We start from the raw sequence: 26,927 nt of genomic DNA, 5'->3' as shown, positions 1-26,927 counted from the left end.
TGACCATCCAAATCCGCGCGCAATTTCCACTAATGGAATATAGAGACCCAAACCAGCAGGTACGTAATGCCGAATTGATTGGGATCTGCTACCTCGTAATCAGCACATCAACTGAGTATGACTGTTCACCAGAGCTAGCCACGAGCATGTACCGGTTAGACGCTAATGCGGAAACAGGAATAGTAACTTGCGCCGACTCAGGGTCGGCAACAATTTTCTCGAACACTTTCACACCGTCGATACTAAACAGGCGCAATACCAAGGAACGCGAACAACCCTGGAAGCTCACGGTAATGAACTCAGCAGCAGGTACAGGGACGGCGCGCAGGGAGCAATCGTCGTTCTCGTGATCATGGTATTGAACAGAGGTAGGTACCTCCAGTTCAACCGAGTGGCCATTAACAGCACCTCCAAGTTCCAGAATTGCGGCAATTGAAGCCTTGATAACCTTTGTCATAAACGGGATGTTGAGTGAGTCTACTACATCCGTAGGCAAATGGTAGTTTGGGTTGCGGAAATTACCCCCATCGGTAATCAAGAGAGCAGGGATGTTCTCATCCCAAAAGGTTGCGTGATCGCTACGACGGAAATCGGGAGCTATGGATCCGTCTCCGGGAACATTCAACGAAACAACTTTTAAGTCTGGGACATACGATTGAGCAAATTGATCGAAGACAACTCCTAGCTCTGCCGAGTTCGTGTTCCCAATGTTTGCGATAAAGTTGCCTCGATTGCCGTTTGCTTCGATCTCTGCTTGTTGTTCTGGAAACAAAAAACCAAACCCAAATGGAAGTTGTTGGCTGTTCACTTTCTCGGATGCATACCCTATCATTTCGAGGTTGATAACCGCTGCGATGGTATCACCAGCGGCAATGCCGGTGTTAACGTAGGCACTACTACCAATCAAGCCATCCTCTTCGTGGTCGAACGCGATGATAGAAACATTATTGTCCACTTCGAGTTGCGATAACAGATCAGCAGCGATGAGCAGCGCTGTTACACTGCTCGCATTGTCGTCTGCACCGCTGGTACCTGGCACGGCATCATAATGTGCGTCGAGTACAAACGTAGTTCCAGTACTACCAACTCCTGCCTTACGCCCAACAATGTTCACTCCTGTGGTACCCTGGTACGGATATTCATGGTTGTGAATGCTAAGTCCAGCCTGATCAAAGGCGCTGCGAATACGGTTACGAATATTTGTGTGGTTGCCAGCATCGACTAACGTATTCCGTGGTATGGATAGTTCTGCAACAATAGAGCGAACGGCTCCCTCCTCTATAGTTGCTAATAGCTGATGTATATCAACCTCGTGTTCGTCGCGCACAACTAAACGAACACGTGCAGGGTCCTTCGTAAACAGCGTTGCACTTTCAATGGTAATCTGCTTGTCTGTTCCCACAGAAACTTTCCCCACATCACCAACGGCAAGTTCAGATATGGAACGAAAAGTATAGCCTCCATCTGTTGATACCTGTAGGTCGACTGTAACCTCTGAGTCGTCCGGATCCGATACGTCGTACGAAACCATAACACTTATGGCTGGGAACGAGGTTGTAATTCGGGCATTCGTAATTGTTGGACGAACACTTGCCGATCCTACCACTGCTAACGCACACAACAGCACTGCCGTGAGAAGAGATGTTTTCATAGGTCAATTTGTGTATGCTAAATTAGAAAACGAACAGCCGAGTACTTGTAGGCAAAAGTAGACATTGTTGAGTTTTACGATGGGTTCCTAGGTTCCAGTCAGTAGTGATCTACCCCCACTATCATCGACACGTCGCTTGGTCTCGTTGTTGTGGTGTCAGCGGGCCTTCAGAATGTATAGGTCCCTCGTCGCTCCGCTCCTCGGGATGACGCTGTCCTCGCAAAGTGTATGTATTAGAAAGGCGAGCACCATCAGGGATGGTGCTCGCCTTTCTTTTCGAGTAAAACAATCGAAGACGCGTCATCCCGAGGAGCGGAGCGACGAGGGACCTTGGATGAAATGACGGTATGGATAATAACAAATGACGCAATGACTGCTGTTAAGGTCATTCCGTCAAGGCGTCAATTCGGTCTTTTCAAAAGCACAAACGCCGTGTCACCTGGCTAGGTTGTCGTACGGTGTTCAATGTTCTGTGCTTCTTGGGGCACTGCCGCATCACTTCGAAGGCGGATGTTGCTTGGCTACCATTACTGCTAATCCGATTGATGGTTCGAAAAAGCCGCTTGCATGAAAGAATGCCTTGGCAGCCGGAAGAACGTTGGCGTAGATGGAGGGATATGGATACTGCTCTCGTAGACAACGGAGAAGGGCGGAGCCAATACCCGTTCGCTGATGCATTGGGTGGACGATGAGTTCGCCAATCATGGTGGTCGAGACTTCGTCACTGAATGCAGACAGATAGCCAATCAACGTGCCGTCTTCATTTCGAACTGTAAGAGTACATGGATAGGCAGCTATCGATATGCCGAGCGATTCTGGTTGGTTGCCTTCCCAACCAACTGCGTCATACAACGCGCATAACTCCGTCCCGGTTGGTTTTTCTCTTCGAATGATAATTTCCATGAAACGAGATATCCTCCTTAGAAAATCCGCACGCAATGACCACCTAAATCCGCCCGTACTGACCATCGGACTATGTAGTTTACCGTTCTTCTAAGCGCAATGCTAGATTGCATTTGCCTCTGCGTTGGAGCGAAATATATGGTGGTCACTTTAACGCGGAATGTGGTGGTCACATAGTGCGGGATATCCATGCCTGGCCCGTAAACGAATTTTACGAACAACACAAGAAATGAATTATGTCCTCTCACATCAAACTTTGTATTGTGATTACTATCGCTTTCTTCCAAATGGGTTGTAGCTCAACGTCTCAAAGAGAACAAACCAACGTTTTGATAGAGAACCAGGACTTAGAGATAAGTGCAACACAAGGAGAAAGCGGAAGTGATAGCATTGTGATTCGATTTGCTAATCGGTCTACAACAAGAATCCTCATAAATAAGAAGTTCCTCGTATACAGTTATCGAGACACATTTAGAATTGTCGCAGGTAGAAATATTGCCCCGCGAATGGAATGCTTCCCTAATAGTATCGGCGACTACTACGTGTTGTTGGAACCAATGATGGCCCGATGTATAAAATGCAAGCTTTGGCCGGAGCAATCGGATTGGTATCAGGTCGCCAAGCGGTATTCAGGCTGTATGTTTGTCTCACGAAGGGACTCAATACAGCTGTCTAAGCCCCAGCAACCGTGGCTTGGTTTTGGGAAGAGTTGTGTAAGCTACTTCAAAGGGACAGATGAGCATCCACTTGATATCACTGCTTTCGGATTGATTGACATGTGTTGGCTATGCGTTCCCTGCTCTGCTGCGGACTCAAGCATGAGAATCAATACAAGGTTCATCTATGTACCAGGTGATGGCCCCGCAGATCTAGAGAAAATCTTAAGATCAAGCGAATGAAGTGTTCAGTCTGCAATATTGTCCATTTGCTAATCATCGTGACTTGTATCCAAGCCTATACTGATGCTTGCGGCCAGCCTAGAGAGTGGTGGTTTGGCAATAGGGCTCGTCTATCCATTGATGCAGCTGGTGTTCAAACAGTTGGGAGATGGAAAGACTCAGTTCGTTCAGCGCCAGGATCGCTTCACAGAAGTGACGGCACTGTAGTTGTGTATGTCACACAGAAACATACAATTGTCACTCCTGAAGATACGATAAGTGTCGTTCGTACCGTTGAAGGTGGTATACCTGAGGCCTTACTTGTTAGACAGCCAGGACGACAAGATGCAATCATCGTCTTACAAAATGATCTTTCATGGAACAATCCTCCTGGAAACAGCGAGCTTCTTAGCGCTGGAGCTTTGTATGCCCATAGAATCAAAGTAGATAGCAAATCAGGGTTGTCTGTCCTGATCCCTTTGGTCGACACCCTGTGTAAAAACGATAAGAATGACATCGTTAACTCACGCCAAGCAGCGGTCTCATTCACTATTGTCCCAAACAGGAATGGGCGCGACCTTTGGTTGATTGCACCGCTCTTCTATCCAAATGCAATTGGTGTCTGGGCAATAGATTCATCGGGAATCTCAAAAAGTCCCACGTTCTATCCTCTCAATCACATGAGATCATGGCACACAAATAGTCCCAATGCCGACGTCGACTTGATTGCACTTGGAGAGATTAAGGCTTCGCCGTCTAGCAGTAAGATTGCCTTTAGCGCTGGCCTAAGAGGAAGGATTATCTTAAGTGAGTTTGACCCGGGAACTGGACGCATCTTCAATATGCAACAGCTGGCGGATACGTCTTACTTCAATGACGGCAACCCTGGAATATTGAGTGATGTCGGTCTTCTGTTCGCTCCATACGGAATAGAGTTCTCAGCTGATGAAAGGTACCTGTACACTACACGGTGTACGTACAATGGGATGATGCTGAAGAGTACAGTCCATGATAGCCATCATACCGTTAATGATTCTACGCAGGGAGAATTGCTTCAATACGACTTGACTGCTGGAGACGAGACAGCAGTTCGTCTGTCAAAGCGAGTAATCGTTCCCATGTCGAAGGAGAACCGCCTCGCTGGCCTCCAACTCGGCCCCGACGGTCGCATCTACATCGCCCAACGCGGACATCAGTTTGTTTCGCGAATCAACAATCCGAATGCTGCGGGGTCGGCGTGTGGGTTTGAGCGTGAGGCTGTAAACTGCTCGACTCCACAGCGTGTGGTTTTGGCTTCCCATTCGTGATGGCCTCTACCCTCGGTCCACAACTACGCGCGGTGTCGCAAGATGTGTGTGTGGGTGATACGGCTCATATCCCACTTGCAGGAGCCTTTATCACTGATTCTGTTGTGTGGGACTTCGGGGACTCGACGTCACCAACAAACGTTGGATATGGGCGGACAGGTACGCACTTCTATTCCGCTCCGGGAGCCTACTTCGTTACAGCCACGATGTATGTGGGGTCTCAACCGGAAAAGCCTGTAACGGCATGGGTCTACGTTCACCCAAATCCAGTCGCGGTTGCGTCGGCAGCTCGCGATTCCATTTGCCCGGGTGACACGGTTCAACTTGTTGGTAGTGGCGGAACAGGTGTTAAGTGGTATGATGGTGATTCACTCGTGGGTACAGGTAAAAGAATCGTCTATCGTCCCGACTCAACAACGACCCTGACCGTGATTGTTGAGTCAGCGTTCGGCTGCTTAGATACTACCTCAGTTACTGTGAGGGTCAAACCAGCACCAACTGTTTCGCTTGTGTCCGACACCTCGGTTTGTGCGGGTTCCATCACGACCCTCAAGGCAGTGGTCACCGGCGCAACGAGCTACTCTTGGTCAAGCAATCCCGTCGATCCATCCCTCACAAACAATGGTCCGTCTGCCACATTCACCGCGCGCGCAAACGGCTCCTACACGATCAACGCCAGCGGAGTGAACGGATGCATTCGCAGCAAGACGATCAGGGTGACTGTTTTGCCCCTTCCCACGGTTGTTGCACGCGGTGATACTACGATCTGTCGACCAAGTCCAGTGAGCCTCTCAGCAACGGGCGCCCGTTCCTATACATGGCTTGATGAAGGAGGGGGCTCTGTAGGTATTGGTGCATCACTCACAGTCACGCCTCAACAAACAACGAAGTATGTGGTGGTGGGTGTTGACAGTAATGGGTGCACGAATACCGACACCGTGACCGTTACGCTGCGTCCGGACATTGATCTGACAGTTGCAGGTGACAACATCTCATGCGACGGACAACCGATCACGCTTGTGTGTTCTGCTCCGTCAGGCGTGAATGAATCCGACATCATGTGGCTCGATGAAACAGGGGCAACGTTTGCAACGGGGAAGTCCATCACTGTTCTTCCTACACGGCGCACCGTCTACCGAGCAACTCTCCCGGGCGCAGGTGAATGCACGGACACCGTCGTACACGAGATCAAGGTCGGAACAAGGCCACAGTTCACCGTCACGCCAACGGACACCACTGTATGCGCCGGTGACACCGTCGTGGTTGTCTCTTCAACCGGCAAGGTGATCACCGTACCGTCCCAGCCCGGTTCGTCCCGCATCGCAATCACCGAAGAAGACTCCGTAGGATGTGCGACAACAATGGAGTCGTGGATCCGTGGTATCACCCCCGACGCCATCACCGCCTCCCTGCGCGATACCACGGTCGACATCGGCAACGGTGCAACAACGCTGCATGTAAACATCATCGCCCCACAGCAGTTCGTCGGCACAACGCTTGGTCAGGTGGTTTTGCGTGTAACACACCAAACCCGCTCGATCAAGATCGACAGGTTCATTGATGCTCGCACAGGCGCAACACTTCCGCCGTCCATGCAGGGCAGCCTTGGTGACAGAAGTCAGTTCGAAGTCACGGTTCCAACAACAACTTTAACCAGCACCACAGAGCCCCTTCTCAACATCGAAGGTCTACCCCTCATCGATGATGACAGCACATCGGACGTGGACGTGCAGATCCTTTCCATTGCCGGGCTCGGCGCATGCACAGACAGCTCTTCTAAAGGGGGCTTGTTGACCATCACCGGTTGCGGTAGGGGATACATGAGCGGTCTGCGTGTTGGCTCGGCATTGTCCGTTAAGGCCTACCCCAACCCAACATCCGACAACCTCACTGTTGCCGTAGACGTTGGAATGATCGGCACCATCACCATCGATCTCATTGACGCGCTGGGTCAAAAGGTGATGTCGAGCACAACAACCCGGACATCAACATCACGTAGCATCGATACGCACGTGATCGACATGCAGAACATTCCGGCGGGGACCTATAGGGTGGTAGTGTCGACGCCAATGGAGGTGAGGACGGTGGGGGTGGTGAGGAGGTAGTGTCTAATTACAAATGACTAATGACCGATGACAGGTGAGGGTGTGATGTTGTACATCTTGGTCACAACGTCACAACGTCACGCTGTCACTGCGTCATTATGTCGTTACGTCATTTCATGTCAAGGTCCCTCGTCGCTGCGCTCCTCGGGATGACGCTGCCTTCGCAAAGTGTATGTAGTAGAAAGGCGAGCACCATCAGGGATGGTGCTCGCCTTTCTTTTTGAGTAACAACAACCGAAGACGCGTCATCCCGAGGAGCGTAGGGGCGAGGCCATGCCTCGCCCGGAGCGACGAGGGACCAAGAAGTAACGACGTAGTGACATAACGACGAAATGACACTATGTCTTCCGTTCGGATAACACGGTCACTACGCCATTCCGTCACTACGTCACTTCGTCATTTCAGATCTTCTCAAAAACACAGACGCCGTGTCACCTGGTTAGGGAGTGACACGGCGTTGAAAGTCTGGTGCTCCCTCGGGGACTCGAACCCCGGGCCCTCTGATTAAGAGTCAGATGCTCTAACCAGCTGAGCTAAGGAAGCCCGCAAAGATACGGGGCTTTGTGGATTCTACAAAAAAAAGAGCGCCCCTCTCGGAACGCTCTTCAAATCTGACTCTAGCATACTAGCATACTAGCACACTAGCACATTAGCACACTAGCACACTAGCACATTAACGCAGGAGGATCCCCCCATTCGTCGCAAACGCTGCTGCGAAGACGAGGGAGATGATGGCCATGAGCTTGATGAGGATGTTGAGGGACGGACCGGAGGTGTCCTTGAAAGGATCGCCAACGGTGTCACCTACAACGGCCGCCTTGTGGGTGTCGCTGCCCTTGCCGCCGTGGACGCCGGTCTCGATGTACTTCTTGGCGTTGTCCCATGCACCGCCGGAATTGGCCATGCTAACGGCCAACATCACGCCCACAACGAGGGCGCCGATGAGGAGGCCGGCAAGCATTTGTGGACCGAATAAGAATCCGACGATAAGGGGCGTCAAGATCACAAGGAGTCCCGGTGCGATCATCTCGCGAATCGAGGCCTTGGTGGAAATGTCAACACACTTTGCATAGTCGGCTCTGCCGGTGCCTTCCATGAGACCTGGAATGGTGCGGAACTGACGGCGCACTTCTTCGATCATGTCAAAGGCGGCCTTGCCGACACTCTTCATGGTCATGGCACTGAAGGCAAATGGTAACGCACCACCAACAAGGAGTCCGGCAAGAACATGCGGGTCTGTGATGGTAAGGTCCAGGACCTTTCCTTCCTTGGCCAACACGCCTTGAGCGCGGGTCAAGAAGGCACTGGTAAGTGCGAGAGACGTGAGTGCTGCAGAACCGATCGCAAAACCTTTGCCGATAGCAGCAGTGGTGTTGCCGGCTGCGTCCAATGCATCCGTGCGCTTGCGGATGTCCTTGCCCATGTGGGCCATCTCGGCGATACCGCCGGCATTGTCGGAGGTTGGACCGTAGGCGTCAATGGTAAGACCAACGGCGATGGTTCCAAGCATACCAATGGCGGTAAGCGCGATGCCATACATGCCGGCACTGACGTAGCCGATCACAACGCTGATGGCAATGAGAAGCATCGGGATCACAGCGGAATTGTAGCCAAGTGCCAAACCGTAGATGATGCCTGTTGCAGCACCGGTCTTGGAAGCATCAGCAACCTCACGCACGGGCTTGAAACGGTGCGATGTGTAGAACTCTGTAACCAGACCAATGAGGAGTCCGGCAACAAGTCCAACAGCCAACGCCGTATACACACCCATCGCATTCACACTCACCGTACCAACCATAAAGGTGGTGCTGCCAAAGGCCCACATCGTTACAGGATAGAGGGCGGCAAGCATGAGAAGGGTGGAGATGATCAGGGCGCTCTTCAAAGCCCCTTCTACCTTTTCTTCCGACTTCGCACGAACGAACGGAAGGGCGAGAATGGATGCTACGATACCAACGCCGTTAACGAGCATTGGGAAGAGCACAACGTTCATGTTCTGGTTTTCGGCTGGCATCACGGCATAGCTGGCTGCGCCGATCACGAGGGCTGCGCAGGTTGACTCAGCAACAGAACCAAAGAGGTCGGCTCCCATGCCGGCAATGTCACCCACGTTGTCACCCACGTTGTCCGCGATCACCGCCGGATTGCGAGGATCATCTTCAGGAATACCCGCTTCAACCTTACCCACAAGGTCGGCACCAACATCAGCGGCCTTGGTATAGATACCACCACCAACACGTGCAAACAAGGCAACAGCAGAGCCCCCTAGACCAAATCCGGAAAGGATCTCCATCTGGATCTCGCGTGTCATTTCACCCGCAACCGGCAGGAGGAAGTCGATCCCCAACCATACGAGGATCAGACCCACTACGGCAAGACCGGTGAGGCCAAAGCCCATCACAGAGCCTGTTTCAAATGCAACCGCAAACGACTTTTGAAGGGAGACACGTGCAGCAGATGCCGTGCGGACATTTCCCTTCGTGGCGATACGCATGCCGATGTATCCGGCAGCAACACTCGTGGCGGCTCCGATCACAAAGGCCGCGGCTGTGTGCATACCGTGGTCGACCGCAGCAAAGATGACCACTGCGAACAAGGCCATGAACAGACCCAACACGCGATACTCGCGTTTGAGGAAGGCCATCGCGCCTTCGGCAATAGCTGTGGAGATCTCCGTAAGACGGCTAAGTTCTTCAGCTGAGGCAGCGCCGTCTTCGACCTTGACGGCCAAGACACGCTGACGGAAGAATACGGCTACGATCAGGGCCAAGACGCCCAGGCCCAAGATCAACGTAATGATTGACATGCAGTCCCTTTCCCGTGAAACATCGAGTAATGATCAATTTTTTCTAACTTTGTGGCCCCTCTGGACGCTTAGCTCAGTTGGTTAGAGCGTTACGTTGACATCGTAAAGGTCACTGGTTCGAATCCAGTAGCGTCCACGTCTGCCCCCAGAATGGGCAAAGATACAAAGCCCGTCACTGTGTGATGGGCTTTTTCATACGAGGAAAACGCCATGGCATATCCATCGATCTTCCTGCCCGAAACCCACGCTGCAATGCTGGCCCGGCTCGATACCCTCACCCCTACAACACCTCGTGTATGGGGCTCCATGACCCCCGCACAGATGCTGGCCCACGTGAACGTATCGTACGAATACACGTTCGGTGAACGCACGGATACGCCGCCATGGTTCATGCGCGCGCTCTTGAAGATCTTTCTCCGACCGCTCTTGGTAGGGGATAAGCAATACGCCAAGAATACCCGTACAGCCCCCTCCATGGTGATGAAGGAAGCCAAGGATTTTGACGCAGAAATGAAGCGACTCAAAACCTACATGCAGCGCATCTACGACGAGGGCGAAGCCGCATGGGACGGACGCAAACAGGTAACCCTGGGCGTGTTAACGTCCAAGGAATGGAGTACGCTGTATTGGAAACACCTCGACCACCATTTGCGGCAATTCGGGGCGTAGCCTAGGTCCCTCGTCGCTCCGGGCGAGGCAGGGCCTCGCCCCTACGCTCCTCGGGATGACGCTACGATCGGCAATGTTGTAAATGAGAAAAGCGATCACCTAGGTCCCTCGTCGCTACGCTTCTCGGGATGACGCTACGACCGGCAATGTTGTAAAGAGAAAAGCGATCACCTAGGTCCCTCGTCGCTTCGCTCCTCGGGATGACGCTACGTGCTTTGAATGTAGTAAATGAGAAAAGCGATCACCTAGGTCCCTCGTCGCTACGCTCCTCGGGATGACGCTATGTGCTTTGAATGTAGTAAATGAGAAAAGCGATCACCATCCCTGATGGTGATCGCTTTTCTTTTTCTATTGACCGGTCGAGCTGCGTCATCCCGAGGAGCGCAGCGACGAGGGACCTCCATTGACCGGTCGAGCAGCGTCATCCCGAGGAGCGGAGCGACGAGGGACCTCTAATTCCCATGCGAGCTGCGTCATCCCGAGGAGCGCAGCGACGAGGGACCTCCATTGACCGGTCGAGCAGCGTCATCCCGAGGAGCGGAGCGACGAGGGACCTCGCGTTACTTGCTTAACTCGGCCAGCGTAAGCGACTTCGGACGTACGATCGGTGAGTTCATCATGCGGTTCACAACCATCTGTGAGCAGAGGCCGATAGCGCGCGAAACGCCGAACATCACGGTGTAGAAGTCGAACTCCGTCATGCCATACGCATAGAGCAGGGAGCCGGAAGCAGCATCAACATTTGGCCACGGGTTCTTTGCCTTGCCGTGTTCCTTGAGGATGCCTGGTACGAGCTTAAAGATCTTGTGGACGATCTGAACGTTGTCGTCCTGTAGGTCGTGCTTTTCACCAAACTGATAGAAGGCCGTGAAGCGTGGGTCGGTGACGCGGAGAACGGCGTGACCATATCCTGGGATCACTTGACCGTTCTTGAGTCGGTTCCATGTGTATTCGGTGAGCTGCTCATCTGTTGGAACACCACCGAATTGCTCGCGTACGTCGATGATGAAGCGCAAACATTCTTGATTGGCAAGTCCGTGAAGGGGGCCGGCCAGTCCGCTCATTGCAGCGCTGACGCTGTAGTACGGATCGCTGAGTGCTGAGCTGACAACATACGACGTCATAGCGCTCACGTTACCGCCTTCGTGATCGGAGTGAAGCACGAGGTAGAGTCGGATAAGTTCTTTCCACGACGCATCGTCACTCACACCAAGCATGTGTGCGAAGTTGTTCGATAGATCGTTGTCATCGGCAAGAGGTGCGATCACTTCGCCCTTGTTGAAGCGAATGCGATAGATCGCTGCGGCGATACCCGGAATAGAAGCAATGAGACGAACGGAGTCGTTCACCATCGACTGCCACAGAGCATCCTTGCCTGCACCCTTGTCATACGCTGCTCGGAATTCGCTCTCGCGTTCCATCGCAAGAAGTCCAACACTCAGCATGGCCATCGGATGGGAATCCTTCGGCATTGCCTTGAGGGTGTCCACCACGTATTGCGGCACGGCGTAATACTTCGCGAAAACCTTGCGAAGCTCATCGAGCTCCGTTGCCGTTGCGCGCTCACCGGTAACGAGCAACCAGAACGTCTCTTCAGGAGAGATGTCTGTGAGCTCGAGGATCGGAATGTTGCGAATGCGCAAACCTTCATCGGCAGACACGCTGGACGTATCGCAGACGAGGGCCGGTACGCCACGCATGCCGCCGAGCACTTGCTCGATGGTTACGCTGCCAAGGACGGTCTCGCCGTGTTCTTTGAGAAGGGCAGTACGTTGGGCACGCAGAGCTTCTGCCTGGACGGTCAGCTTGTCGTGAAGGATGCTCATAAAGGTTGTCTCCGTGGGTATAGCATGCAAAACTACGAACGGAAGTGAATACGGAGGAACGTAACTTTCGGACTTCGCAATCGTTCCTGAGCCCCATGAGTAAGATCGCCGTTATCATCTCGCATGAATACCGTACACGTGTACGGGCAAAATGGTTCATTGTCTCCACCCTGCTAGCCCCGTTCGGGCTTGCGTTGCTTATAGCCGTGCCTGTCCTAGCAGCCATCCTGGCCGGTGACGGAGCCGAAGGCAAGGTGGCCGTGCTGGACAGAACGGGCATGCTTGCTGCCGCCGTGGTTCAGGCGGATACGGCAACGTTCGAATTGGCGGGAAACCGCACAGAAACGCAGCTTTCCGAAGCCGTAAAATCAGAAGAGATCCAAGCCTATGTGGTGATCCCGTCCAATGTGCTTGATAGCGGACGGATCACGATGTTCTCGCGCGGCGGATCGGGGATCGCGTTTGAGTCTTCGGTGCAGGGGTCTATTGAGCCCCTTATCGTCAAGGCCCGACTCCAAAAAGTGGGGACAGATACAGCAGTGATCGGTCTGGTAGAGCGGGGGATCGAAGTAGTCTCGCTCAAGGTAACGGATAAGGGGATTGAGGCGGATTCCTCGCAGGCATCTGCTATGGTTGGGTATGCCGCTGGGTTTATGATCTACATGCTCATCTTCCTCTATGGGACGATGGTGATGCGTGGAGTGGTAGAAGAAAAAGCCAATCGGATCATTGAGGTGATCGCTTCGTCGGCCAGACCGTTTGAGATCATGATGGGCAAGGTTGTGGGGATCGGTCTTGTTGGCCTGACGCAGCTGGTGTTATGGGTTGCGCTTGGCTCGCTGGTAACGATGGGTGTTGGCGCGCTGATCGCTCCGTCTGTCTCGCCGGAAACGATGAACCAGGTCCAGCAGATGCAGGCCAATAATCCATCGCAGGGTATGGGGCTTGGTGGTGCGTTAGCAGCTAGTGGCATCGTCCTCCCGAATATCTCGATGGTTTCGATCCTGATGTTCATCTTCAATTTTTTTGCCGGCTATTTCCTCTATGCATCATTGTTCGCGGCGGTTGGTTCGGCAGTGGATCAGGAGTCTGATGCGAATTCGTTGACCTTCCCGATCACCTTCCCGGTGATCCTTACGATGCTCTTTATCGGCAATGTGATCGCCGCACCAAATGGAACGTTTGCGGTGATCGCGTCCATGATACCGCTCTTCTCACCGATCCTTATGACGGTTCGCGTGGCTGCAACAGATGTTCCGGCGTGGCAGTTGCTCACATCGATCGCCCTGAGCATCGGCGGATTCTTCGGCGCTATCTGGCTTGCCTCACGCATCTACCGCATCGGCATCCTCTCCTACGGGAAGAAGCCAACGCTGAAGGAGATCGCACGGTGGATCACTCTCCGCGTGTGATCACGAGCGGTAGACTGATGGACTCTTCACCATCGATCACAACACGGTAACTCCCGGATGCCAGGTGTGACACGTCGAGCAAACACTGCGGTATTCCCTCGGCGCATCCGCGTGTGAGAACGGTCTTCCCAGCAGCATTCACGATGCGAAGCGTGATAGGTCGCGCTGTGTTTACTCGCAACAACTGCACGGAATCGTTGGCCGGATTAGGGGCAAGAGTGTATCGTGCTTCATGTGCAGTTGATCCTCGCTCATAGAATGAGGATGTTGTGCGCAGCACTTCGACCAGTGACCGACACTTCTTCCCGGCATTCACGCTAAGGAGTTGTGTGCACGTAAAAGTGATACGTCCGGTGGAGTCGGGATACATGATGGTATCTATCGTATCGATACCCGCAAACCCGTTGCGAGCATAGACCACGTTCAACGGTAACGTTGTAAAGATCGGCCATGTTGGATGAAGCTTCTGTTGTTCTTGTGTTATGGTCACAACGTGATCAGATCCCGTGATGTCCGTATCCACATTGAGTTGCGGCCAACCGATACCCGTAACCCACTCATCAAAGAACGCATTGGTCTTTGTGCCCATAGCAAGACTCAGTGCTTGCTTCATATCCTCAGTTGTTGCTGTATTGTACTTGCGCGATGTCTGGTAAAATTTCATCGCCGAGATGAATGGTTCATCACCGGCGATCGCTCTCATCATTGCAACAACAACCGCCCCCTTCTGATAGATCGTCTGCGGATAGTTCGATGAGGGGGCTGTGCGCGGGAAGTTCTCCAGAGCGAACACACCCTCCATCGAAGAGATGTTTCGAATGTAGTTCGTTGCCTTTTCTTGTACGGCCTTGCGATAGACGGAGTCGCCGCGGAGTTCTTCCAGCCATGCACATTCACTGTAGGTTGCGAAACTCTCCGTAAGCCACGCATACCGAAAATCAAGCGGACTCACACAGTCGCCGAACCACTGGTGCGCAAGTTCATGGGCTGCTGTTGCATTGATCGTATCGTTTCGTTGAGCGATCGCAACCGGGAAGGAGATCATTGTTTGATGTTCCATCGCCCCCTTCGCCGTGTTGCAGTATCCCACCTTATCGAACGGAAACTCACCGTAGATATTGGCAAAGGTCTGCGTCATCCTCGGCACCAGCGAATATGAACGAGCGCTTCGTGCACTGTCGCGTGAGAGCGTGTAGAACACATGCGGAACCACGCCATCCATTTCGATCAATCGATAGGGGGCTACTGCGAACGTCAACAGATATGTAGAGGTAGGGTGACTCTCACTCCAAGTGTACACCGCCTTGCCTTCCGGCCATGGTGGACGTGTGAAGATCTCCATCCCATTGGAAGCAACCTTCCACGGAGAGAACGGTACGATGAAGCGCGCAAAAAACGTTGCTTTGTCGGAAGGATGATCATAACACGCAAGCCAATGTTGTGTGGTGCTCACGTAGTTGTTAGAGAACCCAACACCCAGAGCATACAACACGCTGTCTTGGTAGTGCACGCCACCCCACGGTGATGCGCCCTCTTCATTTGTCATCGTGCCATGATAGAACACGCGGATGGTGTCCATCATCCCATCAACAACATCGTGCGTGACCGAAACACGATGATGCATTGTGTCGGACGATTCAACGCCAATTGTTGAAACATCGGACCGCACCGCATTCACAAACACAGAATCGATCGTTAGTCCGCGCAGATGAAACGGAAAGGTTGGAGAAGGGGCTCCCGCCGTCCACTTTACGATCATCGTCACATCCGCAACGATCGTCCGTTGTGCCGGATCCGGGAACTCGATCGTAGCTTCATATCCCTGCACATCAAAGATCTGCGGACGATACTCCGTAGGGCCGGAAACCTGCGCGGATGCCGTGCAGCAAGCGAAGAAGAGGAGGAGGAAGAGCATTGGGGAAGATATGCATTTCGTCAACCCGAGCGGAGCCGAGGGACGTTCGTCATCCCGAGCGGAGTCGAGGGACGGTGACGCCCCAAGAACTCACCCCCCGCCCCCTCTCTCACGCTTCGCTAGAGAGGGGGTGCCGGTGCGTAATGGTATCTGTCATTGGAACGTCAAGAACTCACCCCCCGCCCCCTCTCTCACGCTTCGCTAGAGAGACCCTATGTTAAACGACCGCATGGTCCGACCGTAGTAGGTTGTAGTTGCAACAAACAAACCAAAACGGAGGAACCATGCGGAACGGAGCTCAAGATACACAGCTGACGAATCAGGAGAATATGATTTACATGGGCATCGATGTCCATAAGCGGCACATCAATGTGGCAGTAATGTCAGAACATGTTGTACTCGGTCAGAATCACGTTGAGATACGTGATGTCGACGCCTACATGGTGAGGTTGAAGAAGAAGTATCCGGACAGAAGACTGCGCGCAGCGTATGAAGCAGGCTTTAGTGGTTTTGCTCTCTATCATCAACTCGAATCGCTCGGAATAGAGACAATCGTAGTCAATGCAGCCGATGTGCCGACGACGGACAAAGAGAGAACAACAAAGAGCGACCGCGCAGATAGTCTGAAGATCTGCCACGCATTGAAGTGTGGTCAGCTGCGCAAGATCTGGGTACCGCCAGATGAACTGTCAGGTGATCGAGACCTAGTGCGTTATCGACTGGTCCTGCGTCAGCATCTGGCCAAGACCAAGACGCGTATCAAGATGTTTCTCTACAAGCAAGGCGTGCAGATCCCACCAGAGCTAGAAAGCTCACACTGGACTAAGGCATTCCAAGCATGGCTCAAAGAACAGACGATGACCACTGCCTCAAGCCAAACGACACTCATGCTTATGCTGGAAGAACTTCAGCATGCAGACCAGGTGTACAAGAAGCATCTACGGCGCATCAATGAGCTTGCCCTGACTCAACGCTATAGTCACAATGTCGATCTCTTGTACACGATTCCCGGCATAGGGCGCCTAACGGCAATAACGATTCTGACAGAACTGGGTCCGATCGCTCGTTTTGCAAAAGCCGATCAGCTAGCAAGCTATGTTGGCTTGATACCGATGCAGCATCAAAGCGGCTCCTCCGATCGGAATATGCCGATTCAGCGTCGGGCGCATCAGGAACTGCGCACACTCCTGGTGCAGTGCTCATGGATGGCTATAAAAGGAAGCAACCACTTCAATATGGTCTATGAGCATAAACGGAAGAACAAGACATCACAAGTTGCAATCATTGCTGTTGCACGCAGACTGTTGAACACAATCTATGCCGTGCTGAAAAAGTCACAACCTTTCATGGAGTCCGGCACAAACTGAGAACAACCACCAGTCAACATTGCTGTCTAAAGTGGGGGTATGCTTGTCGCCCCTTGCGGCCTGCTTGCAGTGACCGCTTTCGAGAGAGTGCGCCCCCACTTACTAATAAGAACTTGCGGCTGATCATCGATACAGACCGCTAATAGAAGGTTGAGCAGCATTGTACTGAATCTTTGTCCACCCCAAATACGGATGGACCATTTGGTCATTTACATAGAAGGGGGTGCCGGTCCGTAATGTGAGTGCTTCTAGAGCGCCGTTGTAGGGCAATTGATGTCACGTTGTGGGCGCTGGGAAGCACGTAGTGGGTATGAGGAACCCCTACGAACAGATCGACATGATCAAGATCGCACGGCAGATGCGTAAGAAGATGACGCCAGCTGAAAGGAAGCTATGGGAGAGGCTTCGAGGTCGGAGACTTGGTGGCTTTAAATTTCTACGCCAGCACGTCGTCCGCGATTCGATCGCCGACTTTTATTGCCATGAGCTGCGTCTGATCATCGAAGTTGATGGCGAAGCCCATCATTCTCCCATTCAACAAGAGCGCGATGACGAACGCGACTTTCAGTTGGCTGCCTACGGCTATTGCACCGTTAGAGTCAGCAATGCAGAAGTGTTAACTGATCTCGATGCTGTATGTAAAAGACTCCTCGACCTCGTATACACCGAGATCGATCATCTACTCTAATGACGCTGTGTCTCAATGACTAATGACAAAGGACTAATGACAGGTGACGCTCCGGCACCCCCTCTCTAGCGAAGCGTGAGAGAGGGGGCAGGGGGGTGAGTTCTTGAAACTCTAATGACTAATGACAGGTGACGCTCCGGCACCCCCTCTCTAGCGAAGCGTGAGAGAGGGGGCAGGGGGGTGAGTTCTTGGTATTCCTAGCGAAGCGTGAGAGAGGGGGCAGGGGGGTGAGTTCTTGGTATTCCAATGACGGAGTGACGGAGTGACGGAGTGACAGGGCTCCCACAAAAAAAGAGCGCCACACTCTCGTGTGGCGCACTTTTGATTTTACTGCCCCCTCGACTACGCTCGGGGTGACGGGGCCCCTCGACTTCGCTTTGGGGCACGACAAGTCGTGCCCCTACGACTCCGCTCGGGGTGACGGATGCTTACCGAACGATCTGCAATGGCAGGGCGAACGTTGAAGCGCCGTTGGTGACCTGGACCATCACCATGCCGATAGGCATTGTGGCGGTGTTGAGGACCACCGTTGTTTCACCGGTGTTAACGTTCACATTCTGCGTTGCAAGCACTTCACCAGCCATCGAGAGGATGCGGATGTCTGCTGTGCCGTTCGTTGATGTGAAGCGGATAGAAGCTGTTGTCGATGTTGGATTAGGCCAGAGGTTCACGGAACCGCCAACGGCATCAACAGGGACTTCAACACTTGTTGTGCTTTGGATGAGGCCGAGGGAGATCTGCTGATCTGTGTTCAGGCCGTCAATGGTCACAACTTCTGATGTTGGCTCAAAGTCAACACGGTCGGCTGTGATCGTTACTTCTCCGATGGAGAGTTCTGTGAGTTCAAAGGCACCTTCGTTCTCGGAGAGAGCAAAGTCGATGATGTCGCCTGCTTCGTCACGTGCCACGATGAGTGAGCCAGTGATCGCTGCTGCGTTCTGTGCACGATCTTCAACCTTGCCGTTGTTGATGATGCCGCCGCGCTTGTCATAGACCCAGCCGCGTACACGACCCTTGCCGCGCTCGCCCTTTGCTGTGTCGAGGTTGATGTCATAGCGAACGGTGATCAACACTTCGCCAACTTCTACACGTGTTGCTTCGCGCCACTCTGTTGCAGCCTTGCCACCAAGGACCATCCAGCCCGGTACGTGCGGACGCTCAGATGGAACGCCGAAGACGATGTAGGTGCCCGGTGCGAGGTTCGTGAATTCATAACCGAAGTTGTCATCCGTCTCTACGGTCTGTACATCACGCTTCTCGATGATCGTGTCGCCATTATCCTTTGCCTTGCGAAGGATCTGATAAGCAACAACCTTGCCCTTAACGCCGGCATTGGTGTAGTTGTTCTTCATCATACCACCGAAACCGTTGTTGAAGACCGGACGTTTGTCCATCGAGAAGTCTACGCCTTCTTTGTTCTCGGTGAGATTCAGCAATGTTGCTTCTGAACCGTCATGGGTGTTCTCCCAGAACTCGGCGAGGTAGTCGCCTTCCTTGTTATCACGACCAAGGATCTTAGCGTAAGCGATGTAGTTCACGCCAGCTTGGAGCTTGACTTCATACACGCCATCAGCGTTCGTTTCAGCAACAACGCGACGGTAGCGACCATCTACGCCGTTGTCTTCCTTGGAACGTGCTTCAAAGATCACAAGACCCTTGAGTCCGGCTTGTGTTTCTGCATCGAATACGCGACCCGTAACAACAACGAGTGTTGGCTCCGGACGTCCGGCAACAACGAAGTTTACATTCGTACGCGTGTCACACACAACAACAACGTCTTCTGCATCAGCAAGTTCTGCGGCATTCTCGTGCCATTCTGCCATGAAGTTCTCACCTTCAACACGAAGCTTGTACGTGCCGTTCGGGAGGTTGAGGACGTAGGCGCCGTTTTCGATCTTGGCCTTGTAGACCGGACGATACACAGTTGTTGAGTCTCCGTTGTCCTTCTTGACAACATCAAGACGCCATGCTGTTACCCAACCGTTGACCATAGCATTTGCTGGGTTCTCAAAGTCAACTTCACCAAAGATCGCTGCGCAACCCTCTGGCTTGTCTTCGCCCTTGCCGATCTCAAGTACGAATGACTGCTTGGTGAAGATCACCGTGCCGCCACCTTCGATCGATGCCTTGATCGTAATCTCGTAACGACCAGCGCGTGGCTCGAGCCATGTGATCACACCGGTCTCTGCGTTGATCGTCATTCCTTCCGGACCAGACACGATGCTGTAACGGATAGCTCCGTCAACACTGGCTTCTGCCTTTGCCTTGTACTCATATGCCTGACCAACCTTGCCGCTCTTCACAGGGGAAGAAACGAACCAGATCTTGTTCTCGGCCTTTTGCTCGATCACGACAATCTTGATCGGTGTGCGTGGGCCTTCATTATCGCCCCATACAGCACGAACAAAGAAGGTGTATACACCGGGCTTGAGCTCCTTGACGAGATGTGTGTAGACATTCTCGCGGGGTGGTTTTGCAGGGTCGACCACGATGCGGGCGATCTTGTCAAATTTGGTCTCGTCTTCGGTCTGTCCAACAGCCTGATAGACGTGATAGGCGGTAGGGGGCTCATCGGACTTGATACCCAGCCATTGAAGCACCACATAGGCGCTTGCATTCGGCTCGGCAATGACCTTGGCCTTAAAATCTGCTGGTACCGGGCGCTGTTGCGCCGAGAGACCAATGAAGCCCGTAGCGACGACCAGCAGGGTCATCAGGAAACGAGACAGAGTCTGCGTTGTAGGCATGGGAGATCCTCCAAAAAAACGGAAAATGTTCGTAGTGGGAACTGAGGGCAAGATACCCCCATCTACGAAACCGTTACAGGATCAGATCACCACTTCAATGGTAGCGAAATGGGTCTCCGGCTTCAACGTTGGGTTGATCGGGTCCGGGGTGATGTTGAAATAGAGCGTCATGGTAACCTTTCGGGGCTGACCAGGCACTCTTTCGGCCTCGGCGATGATCATATTGGCCTTGAAGGCACTTGCCTCCGACCCAAACGTCTGGTCCGTTCCGGTTCCGAGATCCACAACAAACTGCACCTCGCCGTTCACCATGGCATCGTTATAGCCATTGCTGGCGGCAGAATCTCTCCGCAGGCGGAATCCTTGCATCTGAGGGCTTGTGGTAGAGCCGGGGTCCTTTTCCATGGAGATATCGAGCCAAAACCGCATTGGTGTTACGGTAGTATCGATCTTGATGGTGGGGAGCCCCTTCATCACGTATGACCCGGTCACAGAGGTGAACGTAACGTCATACGAGGATGGGGTTACCTTGATCGCGGGGGTCAGGGGTGTTTCCGTCCGTGGTGCATCGGAATCAAGCGGAGAAGCGCAGGACGAAACGAGAAAACTGACACACAGTGCCAGAAGCAACGTGTAAAGGGGAGAACGAAGGATGTGGTGTTTCATATGCGGAGTTAGAATCGTACGGCAACGCCGTAGGTGAGGCCGATCTTGGATGTACCGAACCAAGAATCTTGGAACTGATACGCCATGGTTGAGCCCTCAAGCCCAAAGATGAAGGAGAGGGGGCCGGATGGTGCGTAGGTGATGCCGGCGGTGAGACGTCCAAGCGGACCGTATTTGCTGCCGCCAAGAAGAACCTGACCAAATGGCGCAAAGGCTGTTGAGCCGATTGTTGGGAGTGTATGTCGGTAGGTGATGCCGGCCCAGGCAGAAAGAGGCTGCTGTTCATAACGGATCACTTGTCCGTTTCGCTCGCCTTCAAATGCCATTGCGAACGACTCGTTACCGAATTCTAACCCAACGGTGTTTCTGTCAGAAAGTTGATAGAGAAGTCCGATACTCATGTTGTCGTACCACGCCGTTTGTGCCGGTACACTCACGTCTGTCATGGAAGATCCATTCATTCCGCGTACCTGCACCAATAACGACGGATACTTCACCGGTCGAAGATTGATGGGGGTGAGCGCCGTTGCCTGCAGCATGCGCGGCTCATTGGAGTGCGTGAGCTGAATCGTGTTCGTCATCGCCACGTTTGTGGTCATTACCTCAGGAGAACTCACAAACCGCGGCTCGTCAGATTGAACCGGTGCTTCACTCGCAACAGACGACCGCTCTGCCAACATCATCTTTAGTCGATCTTGCTCAGCCCGTAAAGACGCGATCTCCCTGCGAAGTCTGTTGTTCGTCGATTCGCTATTCGCTATTCGCTGCTCGCTATTCACAACAGACGATTCGCTATTCGCTATTCGCTGCTCGCTATTGGAAGATGTTCGCTGCTCGCTGTTCACAACAGGTGATTCGCTATTCGCTATTCGCTGCTCGCTATTCGCGAGTCCCCATGTGATCCCCACCGCCGCTATCGACGATAGGATCGGCAGTCCAAGGCGTGTAAGCCACTGAAGAAGAAGTCCGCCGCCCGCTGCGCCTGCTGCAGCCCCTGCAAGAGGAGCGGCAAAGCCCAGGCCGCTGAACACAGAGCTGGTAAGGGCCACAGGCGGAACGAGGCCTACGCGGTCTTCATGAACTGCTGAGCGGATCGCAAGCTGTTGCTTGAAGTCCGTTCGGAGGTCGGAATTCACGGCCAGTTCGCCGAACAGCGCCGACTCATTCATTGAGTCGAGCTCTCCGTCGAGCAGGTTATGGATCCATTCTTGATGCGTTGACATTCTTCAGTCTTTCGAAAGTTCGTTCAGGTAGGGCTCAAGGATCTCCTTGATCTTCTGGCGCGCGCGAAACACACGTACCTTGGCCGTATCGAGTTTGATGTTCAACATTTCGCTGATCTCGTTGTAGGAGAGGCCGTCATACTCACGCAGGACAAAGGCCTCGCGCATGTCCGTGGGGAGAAGCTCCATTGCCATCGTGATGAGCTTCATCATTTCCGAACGATCCGCCTCGCGGGATACCCCAGGGTTGTACATCGAATCGTCGAATTCCACCATCTGCGTCTGTGCACGTTTCTTCTCATTGAGACAGAGGTTGCGACAGATCGTTAGGGCATAGGCGCGCACATTTTCCAAGAATTCGATCCGTTCTGCGCTCTGGAAAAATCGCATGAACGTCTCTTGGAACACGTCATATGCTCGGTCTCTGCTTCCAAGCACACGCATACAGTACGAGAACACATTTGGAGACAGTCTCGAATACAGTTCGCTGAACGCTGCTTCGCGTTGATCCGTGCGAAGCATCGCATAGAGTTCAGTGTCGCTATATTCAGTGAGGTGTCTCCTCATGAATCCTACTAACAATAGACGGGTCAAAAGGTTACTGTGATAGACGGATTGCCGTATGAGCTCGTGCGAAGCTCACGAAGAACGATGACGGTTGAGGTCCACCCCACCGGATCGGTCATTGTGCGTTCTCCGAACCGCATGCCCCTTTACGAGATCGAGCGGTTCCTGAAAATGCGGGAAACGTGGATCAGTGAAAGGCTGCAGGACGTAGAAGCCAAACGGTCCGTACTGCCGCAACGTACACAACCCAACCACATCTACCATCGGGGAGAGGTGCTGGAATGGGGCTGGAAAAACGCGGATGTCATTGTTCCGCAACATGTTACAACCACACAGGCTGCGTTGCGATATGTAGAACGCTGGCAACGATCAGAAGCCGAGACCCTCTTTTCAAAGATGATCACGGAACACTTGCCGGCAATAGGTGTGCCGGGACTGCGATATCAGGGTCTCAAACTCCGCAAAATGAAACGGAGATGGGGCTCCTGCTCCTCCACGGGATATATCACCCTGAACGAACACCTTATCCGCGTGCCCGACGGCTGTATCCGAGGCGTTGTGGTGCACGAACTCTGCCACCTGGTGCATTTGCACCACGGCGCTGCCTTCCACCATCTCGTGGCGGATGTGTTTCCGGACCATCGACTCAGTGATACGTTGTTAGATGCGTGGACGTCCGTCCTGCATGCTCACGCAGATGCTTTTGTGCAAAGCTCATCGAATGCCGATGTGAGCGATGCAGCGATCATCTCCGGTGAACGACCTTCGATATGATGTCGCGGCATGAAGGCCACGAGCTCTCCATCACGCATGATGGCAACAGAAGGGGATGACGGCGGTACACCGGTGAAGAATGAGCGCGCACGTTCAGTGGCGTCTGTGTCTTGGCCGGCAAAGACCGTTACGATGTTGTCAGGCAAGGTTGCGTGCTTCAATGCCATAGCAACGCCCGGCCGTGCTCCGCCGGCTGCACATCCGCATACGGAATTCACAACGACCATGGTTGTGCCCGGCTTTGCCATTGCTGCATCAACGTCAGCAGCAGTGCGCAATTCAGTGATCCCGAGCGATGTGAGTTCTTCGCGCATAGGCTGCACGAGCATTGGGTCATAGGCCATGATCATTCTCCGTTTTGGTGTTCTTTGAGGACATTATTGAGGTATTCCATACCGAGCGGACCAGCGATGAGCGGAAACTCCGCTTCGTAGTCGTCACGCTTTGACGGATCAAGGGCAAAAGCCTTGTTTAGAAAGGGGACGGCGGAAAGGGGCTGGCCTGCCGCACACAGAGTTTTGGCTGTTGCGTAATACCCTTCAGCCCATTCGGGCATTAGGCGAGTACACTCATTGAAACCCCGAAGTGCTTCGAGAACATCACCTGTTTCCAGCACGCTAGTGCTGTAATCATACCAGCACTCTACGTCTTCGGGCTGAAGCTCCAACGCCTTCCGATACGCAGTAAGCGATTCGTTCACGCGCTGAAGATTGAAAAGTGCGTCTGCCTTTGCATACCAGAGATCAGCATACTCCGGCTCGATCTTTAAGGCAGCGTCATAATCTGCCACCGCTTTGTCGAACTGTTCCAACGCGTCGTAGCAGGTGCCCCTTCCATACAGGGCCTGTGAGTGTTGGGGTTCAAGCTCGATGACCTTGCTAAACATCTCTGCCGCTTCTTGGAACTTCCCGCCTTCTTCCAGGGAAGAGGCAAGGTTGTGCATTACCGGGATATCCGTTGGATCCACACGATGCGCTTCGCGGTAGGCGTTCACGGATTCATCGACGCGACCAAGCGTGGCGTAGGTGTTGCCCATGTTGTACCACGCGTTCACGAAGTCGGGCTTGATGATCGTTGCCATGTCGTAACACTGCAACGCCATCCGATTAGCCCCCTTCTTTCCATGGATCACACCCTTATTGAACCACGCATTGGGTTCATAGGGCTCCATGTCGACGAGGGTGTCATAGATAGCAATGGCCTCGTTGAACTGCTCCAGGGCTTCGTGACAGATAGCGATCTCAAACAACGCGTCGCGTTGGAATTGCTCCTGTTTTGCTAGGTAGACAAAGAGCCGCATGGCCTCATCGTACCGCTCGCGCTTTTCAAGGATGAGTGCCTTTGTGAAGAGCGCGTCAAGGTTGTTCGGGTCGGCCGATAATGCGTCTTCGATAAGGCGGTTGGCTTCTTCGAGCCTTCCCAGCTGTTCGAGAGCAATTCCGCGGTTCACCGTGATCTCGATATCCACCGGGTCCAGTCGGGAAGCTTGTGCATAGGCCTCAAGTGCCTCTTCCCAATGTCCAAGGCTTCCGTGGGCGATGCCCAACTTGTGCCATGCATCGGTAGAGTAGGGGGCTTTTTCGGCCCACATCTTCGCAAAGATCAATGCATCGTCAAATGCCTGTGTTTCGAGGCAATAGTGAACGATGGTCTCCAGCGATTCTGCTGTTGGTGCGCCATTCTGCCAATTACCACTGCGAACGGACTCACGGAACCGCTTCAGGGTCTCATCGAGCTCCTGGCGGTTCGGTTCTTCGTGTTCATCGTCGTAATCGAATTCCATCATGTGCAAGTTTACGCATCAATCGGGCAAAGGAGGGTTAGGACGCACGGCGTGGACGATTCGTGGGTAGGGGCACGGCATGCCGTGCCCCTACCCACGATAACCCGGCCGTGCCCCTACCCACGCGCCAGAAACGACCGAAGCCAGTTCCTGACGCCGAAGATGTTCGTGGCCATGCCGTTGATCGCTTCGTTCACAGCGGACACACGAGTGGCCCTGCGAGGTCCGGGTTCGGATTCAATGATCGTTGCAATTCGGGGGACGATCTTCACCACGTCATCCACCAGGGCGTAGTGCCGAACAGAGATAGCCCCCTCCGGAAATCCAAGATGCCGGAGAGCATCTACGGCCGTTCGAACATCGTCCCATCGTCCAAGAACCATGAGGTTCTCAATGGTGTAGATCCGAACCATGAGTTTGAACAACGGTTGAGAGAGTGTGACCTTTTGAAGAAGAGCTACCGCATCGTCCGCGCGACCTTCGTATTGAGCGATCACCGCTTCACAGAGTATCTGCACGTCCTCACGAACATTTGGCATAAGAGCATCAGCGAATTCCGCCATAAACTCTCGTGCATAGTTGAGTTCTCCGGCTCCAACGGCCATACGAACCAGAAAGATGTAGTCGGGGTAGAGAAGATTCGGTTTCCCGAGGTACTTCAGCTCGATCTGTGCTTGAATATTGAGCAATGCTTGCTTGTAGTACCGATCATCTCCGACCACATTGATCTGATACATACAGTGGTCAGCCAGGTGGGTGAACGCCATATATCCGTCCACGAACGGGAGTTCGTGAATCCGCTGCCGTATGAGAGTTCGAAGACTCACAAAGGCATCCGGGCTTGGTGTGGCCGAGAGCTCAACAACGGCAGCATAGACATCGATGCAGGCATTCTTTCGGAACGCCGGATTCCGATGAAGGAACTCCATGATATCGGCCGAGAAGTGCAGGTCGAAGTCTACACCGTGTTGATACTGCTCGTGGATCATCAGCGTGATCTGACGCAACATTCGCGCGATGCTCAGCTCCACCAGCACATTGAGCTCATCCTGCAGGATGTCTCTGCCCGTTCCCGGACGATTGAATGTTTGATACAGTGATCGTTCTTCCAGCATCCGCCAATGAAGATCCAACGTTGCATCATCTCGCACAATGCGACGTTCGATATCGTCAAAGGCATCATCGACCGTCTTTTCAAACTGCGAGAACAGCCGCATGTTTCGCAGCGCCGCTACCTGGTACTCCAGCATAAGATCCGGCTTCGCTTGAAACTGGTCCACGGCCAGGAACCTCATTGCAAGTGCTACAAGATCTGAGTAGCGATTTCGCAGTGTGGCATACCGAAATGGCTCATTGGGGTGCAAGGAGCCCCATATCTCCTCATCTGCTGGTATCTGGGGAAAGGGATGGTAGGGGGCCAATACTTCAAGGAGTTGAACCAAGGGCTCAGAAGTGTTGTAGTACGGCGAGCGAACGAAGGCCAAAAGCCGCTCGATCTGGACCGGCGAAAGTGGCCTAAGTAGTTGTATAAGCTTGGGTTCGCGTTTTACAGCCATGGGCGCTAAAATGGCCAAAAAATCTCCATAGTACCGTTCAATGCCGTGTTGCAACTTGCTTCAGTAGTAATTCAGTACATCGAC

The 26,927-nt window shown here is 53.1% G+C and carries 20 protein-coding genes and 2 tRNA genes; 9 read left to right on the top strand and 13 right to left on the bottom strand.

What is annotated here, in order from left to right:
- Positions 1–88: 88 nt before the first annotated feature.
- Entirely contained in the window at positions 89–1,651 is a 1,563-nt protein-coding gene (locus IPI29_09040) for a M28 family peptidase (GenBank protein MBK7412682.1), read from the bottom strand.
- Positions 1,652–2,146: 495 nt separating this feature from the next.
- The gene (locus IPI29_09035; GenBank protein ID MBK7412681.1) at positions 2,147–2,554 is read right to left on the bottom strand and encodes a GNAT family N-acetyltransferase; all 408 of its coding nucleotides are present in this window, start codon (positions 2,552–2,554) and stop codon (positions 2,147–2,149) included.
- A gap of 962 nt (positions 2,555–3,516) precedes the next feature.
- Between IPI29_09035 and IPI29_09030 the strand changes: the two genes are divergently transcribed.
- From IPI29_09030 to IPI29_09020, 3 genes are read left to right on the top strand one after another with little or no spacing between them, the layout of a single operon-like run.
- Positions 3,517–3,660: a hypothetical protein gene (locus IPI29_09030; GenBank protein ID MBK7412680.1), complete on the top strand. Its 144-nt coding sequence runs from the start codon at positions 3,517–3,519 to the stop codon at positions 3,658–3,660.
- A gap of 2 nt (positions 3,661–3,662) precedes the next feature.
- Positions 3,663–4,739 (top strand): hypothetical protein, encoded by a 1,077-nt coding sequence (locus IPI29_09025; GenBank protein ID MBK7412679.1) that lies wholly within the window; start codon positions 3,663–3,665, stop codon positions 4,737–4,739.
- On the top strand, positions 4,739–6,844 hold the full coding sequence (locus tag IPI29_09020; protein MBK7412678.1) for a T9SS type A sorting domain-containing protein: 2,106 nt from the start codon (positions 4,739–4,741) through the stop codon (positions 6,842–6,844). The genes IPI29_09025 and IPI29_09020 overlap by 1 nt, the downstream gene beginning before the upstream one ends.
- Positions 6,845–7,310: 466 nt before the next feature.
- Here IPI29_09020 and IPI29_09015 read toward each other — a convergent pair.
- A tRNA-Lys gene (locus IPI29_09015) sits at positions 7,311–7,387 on the bottom strand.
- 130 nt (positions 7,388–7,517) lie between these two features.
- Positions 7,518–9,650, bottom strand: a complete 2,133-nt coding sequence (locus IPI29_09010) for a V-type H(+)-translocating pyrophosphatase (protein MBK7412677.1) — start codon at positions 9,648–9,650, stop codon at positions 7,518–7,520.
- A gap of 62 nt (positions 9,651–9,712) precedes the next feature.
- On the opposite strand from IPI29_09010, the gene IPI29_09005 reads away from it, so the two are divergent.
- Positions 9,713–9,786 (top strand) — tRNA-Val (locus IPI29_09005).
- A 74-nt stretch (positions 9,787–9,860) separates the two neighbouring features.
- Positions 9,861–10,319 (top strand): DUF1569 domain-containing protein, encoded by a 459-nt coding sequence (locus IPI29_09000; GenBank protein ID MBK7412676.1) that lies wholly within the window; start codon positions 9,861–9,863, stop codon positions 10,317–10,319.
- Between the two features lie 560 nt (positions 10,320–10,879).
- On the opposite strand, the gene IPI29_08995 is transcribed toward IPI29_09000, so the two are convergent.
- Positions 10,880–12,145 (bottom strand): citrate (Si)-synthase, encoded by a 1,266-nt coding sequence (locus tag IPI29_08995; GenBank protein MBK7412675.1) that lies wholly within the window; start codon positions 12,143–12,145, stop codon positions 10,880–10,882.
- A 95-nt stretch (positions 12,146–12,240) separates the two neighbouring features.
- Between IPI29_08995 and IPI29_08990 the strand changes: the two genes are divergently transcribed.
- Positions 12,241–13,557: an ABC transporter permease gene (locus tag IPI29_08990; protein MBK7412674.1), complete on the top strand. Its 1,317-nt coding sequence runs from the start codon at positions 12,241–12,243 to the stop codon at positions 13,555–13,557.
- On the opposite strand, the gene IPI29_08985 is transcribed toward IPI29_08990, so the two are convergent.
- Positions 13,541–15,472, bottom strand: coding sequence for a hypothetical protein (locus tag IPI29_08985; GenBank protein MBK7412673.1), 1,932 nt, complete (start codon positions 15,470–15,472; stop codon positions 13,541–13,543). The genes IPI29_08990 and IPI29_08985 overlap by 17 nt on opposite strands.
- 338 nt (positions 15,473–15,810) lie before the next feature.
- On the opposite strand from IPI29_08985, the gene IPI29_08980 reads away from it, so the two are divergent.
- Both IPI29_08980 and IPI29_08975 read left to right on the top strand, forming a co-directional pair.
- Positions 15,811–16,839 (top strand): IS110 family transposase, encoded by a 1,029-nt coding sequence (locus IPI29_08980; GenBank protein MBK7412672.1) that lies wholly within the window; start codon positions 15,811–15,813, stop codon positions 16,837–16,839.
- 310 nt (positions 16,840–17,149) lie between these two features.
- Positions 17,150–17,527, top strand: a complete 378-nt coding sequence (locus IPI29_08975) for an endonuclease domain-containing protein (protein ID MBK7412671.1) — start codon at positions 17,150–17,152, stop codon at positions 17,525–17,527.
- Positions 17,528–17,955: 428 nt separating this feature from the next.
- Here the strand turns inward: IPI29_08975 and IPI29_08970 are convergent, their stop codons facing one another.
- From IPI29_08970 to IPI29_08955, 4 genes are all read right to left on the bottom strand, one after another.
- A complete protein-coding gene (locus tag IPI29_08970; protein MBK7412670.1) occupies positions 17,956–20,274 on the bottom strand; it encodes a T9SS type A sorting domain-containing protein in 2,319 nt (772 codons plus the stop codon).
- Between the two features lie 81 nt (positions 20,275–20,355).
- Positions 20,356–20,940, bottom strand: coding sequence for a hypothetical protein (locus IPI29_08965; GenBank protein ID MBK7412669.1), 585 nt, complete (start codon positions 20,938–20,940; stop codon positions 20,356–20,358).
- Between the two features lie 8 nt (positions 20,941–20,948).
- On the bottom strand, positions 20,949–22,163 hold the full coding sequence (locus IPI29_08960) for a hypothetical protein (GenBank protein MBK7412668.1): 1,215 nt from the start codon (positions 22,161–22,163) through the stop codon (positions 20,949–20,951).
- Between the two features lie 3 nt (positions 22,164–22,166).
- A complete protein-coding gene (locus tag IPI29_08955; protein MBK7412667.1) occupies positions 22,167–22,730 on the bottom strand; it encodes an RNA polymerase sigma factor in 564 nt (187 codons plus the stop codon).
- Positions 22,731–22,814: 84 nt separating this feature from the next.
- On the opposite strand from IPI29_08955, the gene IPI29_08950 reads away from it, so the two are divergent.
- The gene (locus IPI29_08950) at positions 22,815–23,504 is read left to right on the top strand and encodes a M48 family metallopeptidase (protein ID MBK7412666.1); all 690 of its coding nucleotides are present in this window, start codon (positions 22,815–22,817) and stop codon (positions 23,502–23,504) included.
- On the opposite strand, the gene IPI29_08945 is transcribed toward IPI29_08950, so the two are convergent.
- From IPI29_08945 to IPI29_08935, 3 genes are all read right to left on the bottom strand, one after another.
- The gene (locus IPI29_08945; protein ID MBK7412665.1) at positions 23,420–23,854 is read right to left on the bottom strand and encodes a BrxA/BrxB family bacilliredoxin; all 435 of its coding nucleotides are present in this window, start codon (positions 23,852–23,854) and stop codon (positions 23,420–23,422) included. The genes IPI29_08950 and IPI29_08945 overlap by 85 nt on opposite strands.
- Positions 23,851–25,287: a tetratricopeptide repeat protein gene (locus tag IPI29_08940; protein MBK7412664.1), complete on the bottom strand. Its 1,437-nt coding sequence runs from the start codon at positions 25,285–25,287 to the stop codon at positions 23,851–23,853. The genes IPI29_08945 and IPI29_08940 overlap by 4 nt, the downstream gene beginning before the upstream one ends.
- A 116-nt stretch (positions 25,288–25,403) precedes the next feature.
- The gene (locus IPI29_08935) at positions 25,404–26,843 is read right to left on the bottom strand and encodes a hypothetical protein (GenBank protein ID MBK7412663.1); all 1,440 of its coding nucleotides are present in this window, start codon (positions 26,841–26,843) and stop codon (positions 25,404–25,406) included.
- Positions 26,844–26,927 lie beyond the last annotated feature (84 nt).

It is taken from the genome of Ignavibacteria bacterium, from assembly GCA_016707005.1.
Lineage (GTDB): Bacteria > Bacteroidota > Ignavibacteria > Kapaibacteriales > Kapaibacteriaceae > UBA10438.
This window is presented reverse-complemented; position numbering and strand designations above follow the sequence as displayed.

Coding starts and splice junctions, on each gene's coding strand:
- IPI29_09035 (MBK7412681.1), bottom strand. CDS start 2,554: ATGGAAATTATCATTCGAAGAGAAAAACCAACCGGGACGGAGTTATGC.
- IPI29_08945 (MBK7412665.1), bottom strand. CDS start 23,854: ATGATCATGGCCTATGACCCAATGCTCGTGCAGCCTATGCGCGAAGAA.
- IPI29_08990 (MBK7412674.1), top strand. CDS start 12,241: ATGAGTAAGATCGCCGTTATCATCTCGCATGAATACCGTACACGTGTA.
- IPI29_08995 (MBK7412675.1), bottom strand. CDS start 12,145: ATGAGCATCCTTCACGACAAGCTGACCGTCCAGGCAGAAGCTCTGCGT.
- IPI29_09010 (MBK7412677.1), bottom strand. CDS start 9,650: ATGTCAATCATTACGTTGATCTTGGGCCTGGGCGTCTTGGCCCTGATC.
- IPI29_08970 (MBK7412670.1), bottom strand. CDS start 20,274: ATGCCTACAACGCAGACTCTGTCTCGTTTCCTGATGACCCTGCTGGTC.
- IPI29_09020 (MBK7412678.1), top strand. CDS start 4,739: ATGGCCTCTACCCTCGGTCCACAACTACGCGCGGTGTCGCAAGATGTG.
- IPI29_09030 (MBK7412680.1), top strand. CDS start 3,517: ATGCTTGCGGCCAGCCTAGAGAGTGGTGGTTTGGCAATAGGGCTCGTC.
- IPI29_08985 (MBK7412673.1), bottom strand. CDS start 15,472: ATGCTCTTCCTCCTCCTCTTCTTCGCTTGCTGCACGGCATCCGCGCAG.
- IPI29_08935 (MBK7412663.1), bottom strand. CDS start 26,843: ATGGCTGTAAAACGCGAACCCAAGCTTATACAACTACTTAGGCCACTT.
- IPI29_08960 (MBK7412668.1), bottom strand. CDS start 22,163: ATGTCAACGCATCAAGAATGGATCCATAACCTGCTCGACGGAGAGCTC.
- IPI29_08950 (MBK7412666.1), top strand. CDS start 22,815: ATGACGGTTGAGGTCCACCCCACCGGATCGGTCATTGTGCGTTCTCCG.
- IPI29_09040 (MBK7412682.1), bottom strand. CDS start 1,651: ATGAAAACATCTCTTCTCACGGCAGTGCTGTTGTGTGCGTTAGCAGTG.
- IPI29_08980 (MBK7412672.1), top strand. CDS start 15,811: ATGGGCATCGATGTCCATAAGCGGCACATCAATGTGGCAGTAATGTCA.
- IPI29_08975 (MBK7412671.1), top strand. CDS start 17,150: ATGAGGAACCCCTACGAACAGATCGACATGATCAAGATCGCACGGCAG.
- IPI29_08940 (MBK7412664.1), bottom strand. CDS start 25,287: ATGGAATTCGATTACGACGATGAACACGAAGAACCGAACCGCCAGGAG.
- IPI29_08965 (MBK7412669.1), bottom strand. CDS start 20,940: ATGAAACACCACATCCTTCGTTCTCCCCTTTACACGTTGCTTCTGGCA.
- IPI29_08955 (MBK7412667.1), bottom strand. CDS start 22,730: ATGAGGAGACACCTCACTGAATATAGCGACACTGAACTCTATGCGATG.
- IPI29_09000 (MBK7412676.1), top strand. CDS start 9,861: ATGGCATATCCATCGATCTTCCTGCCCGAAACCCACGCTGCAATGCTG.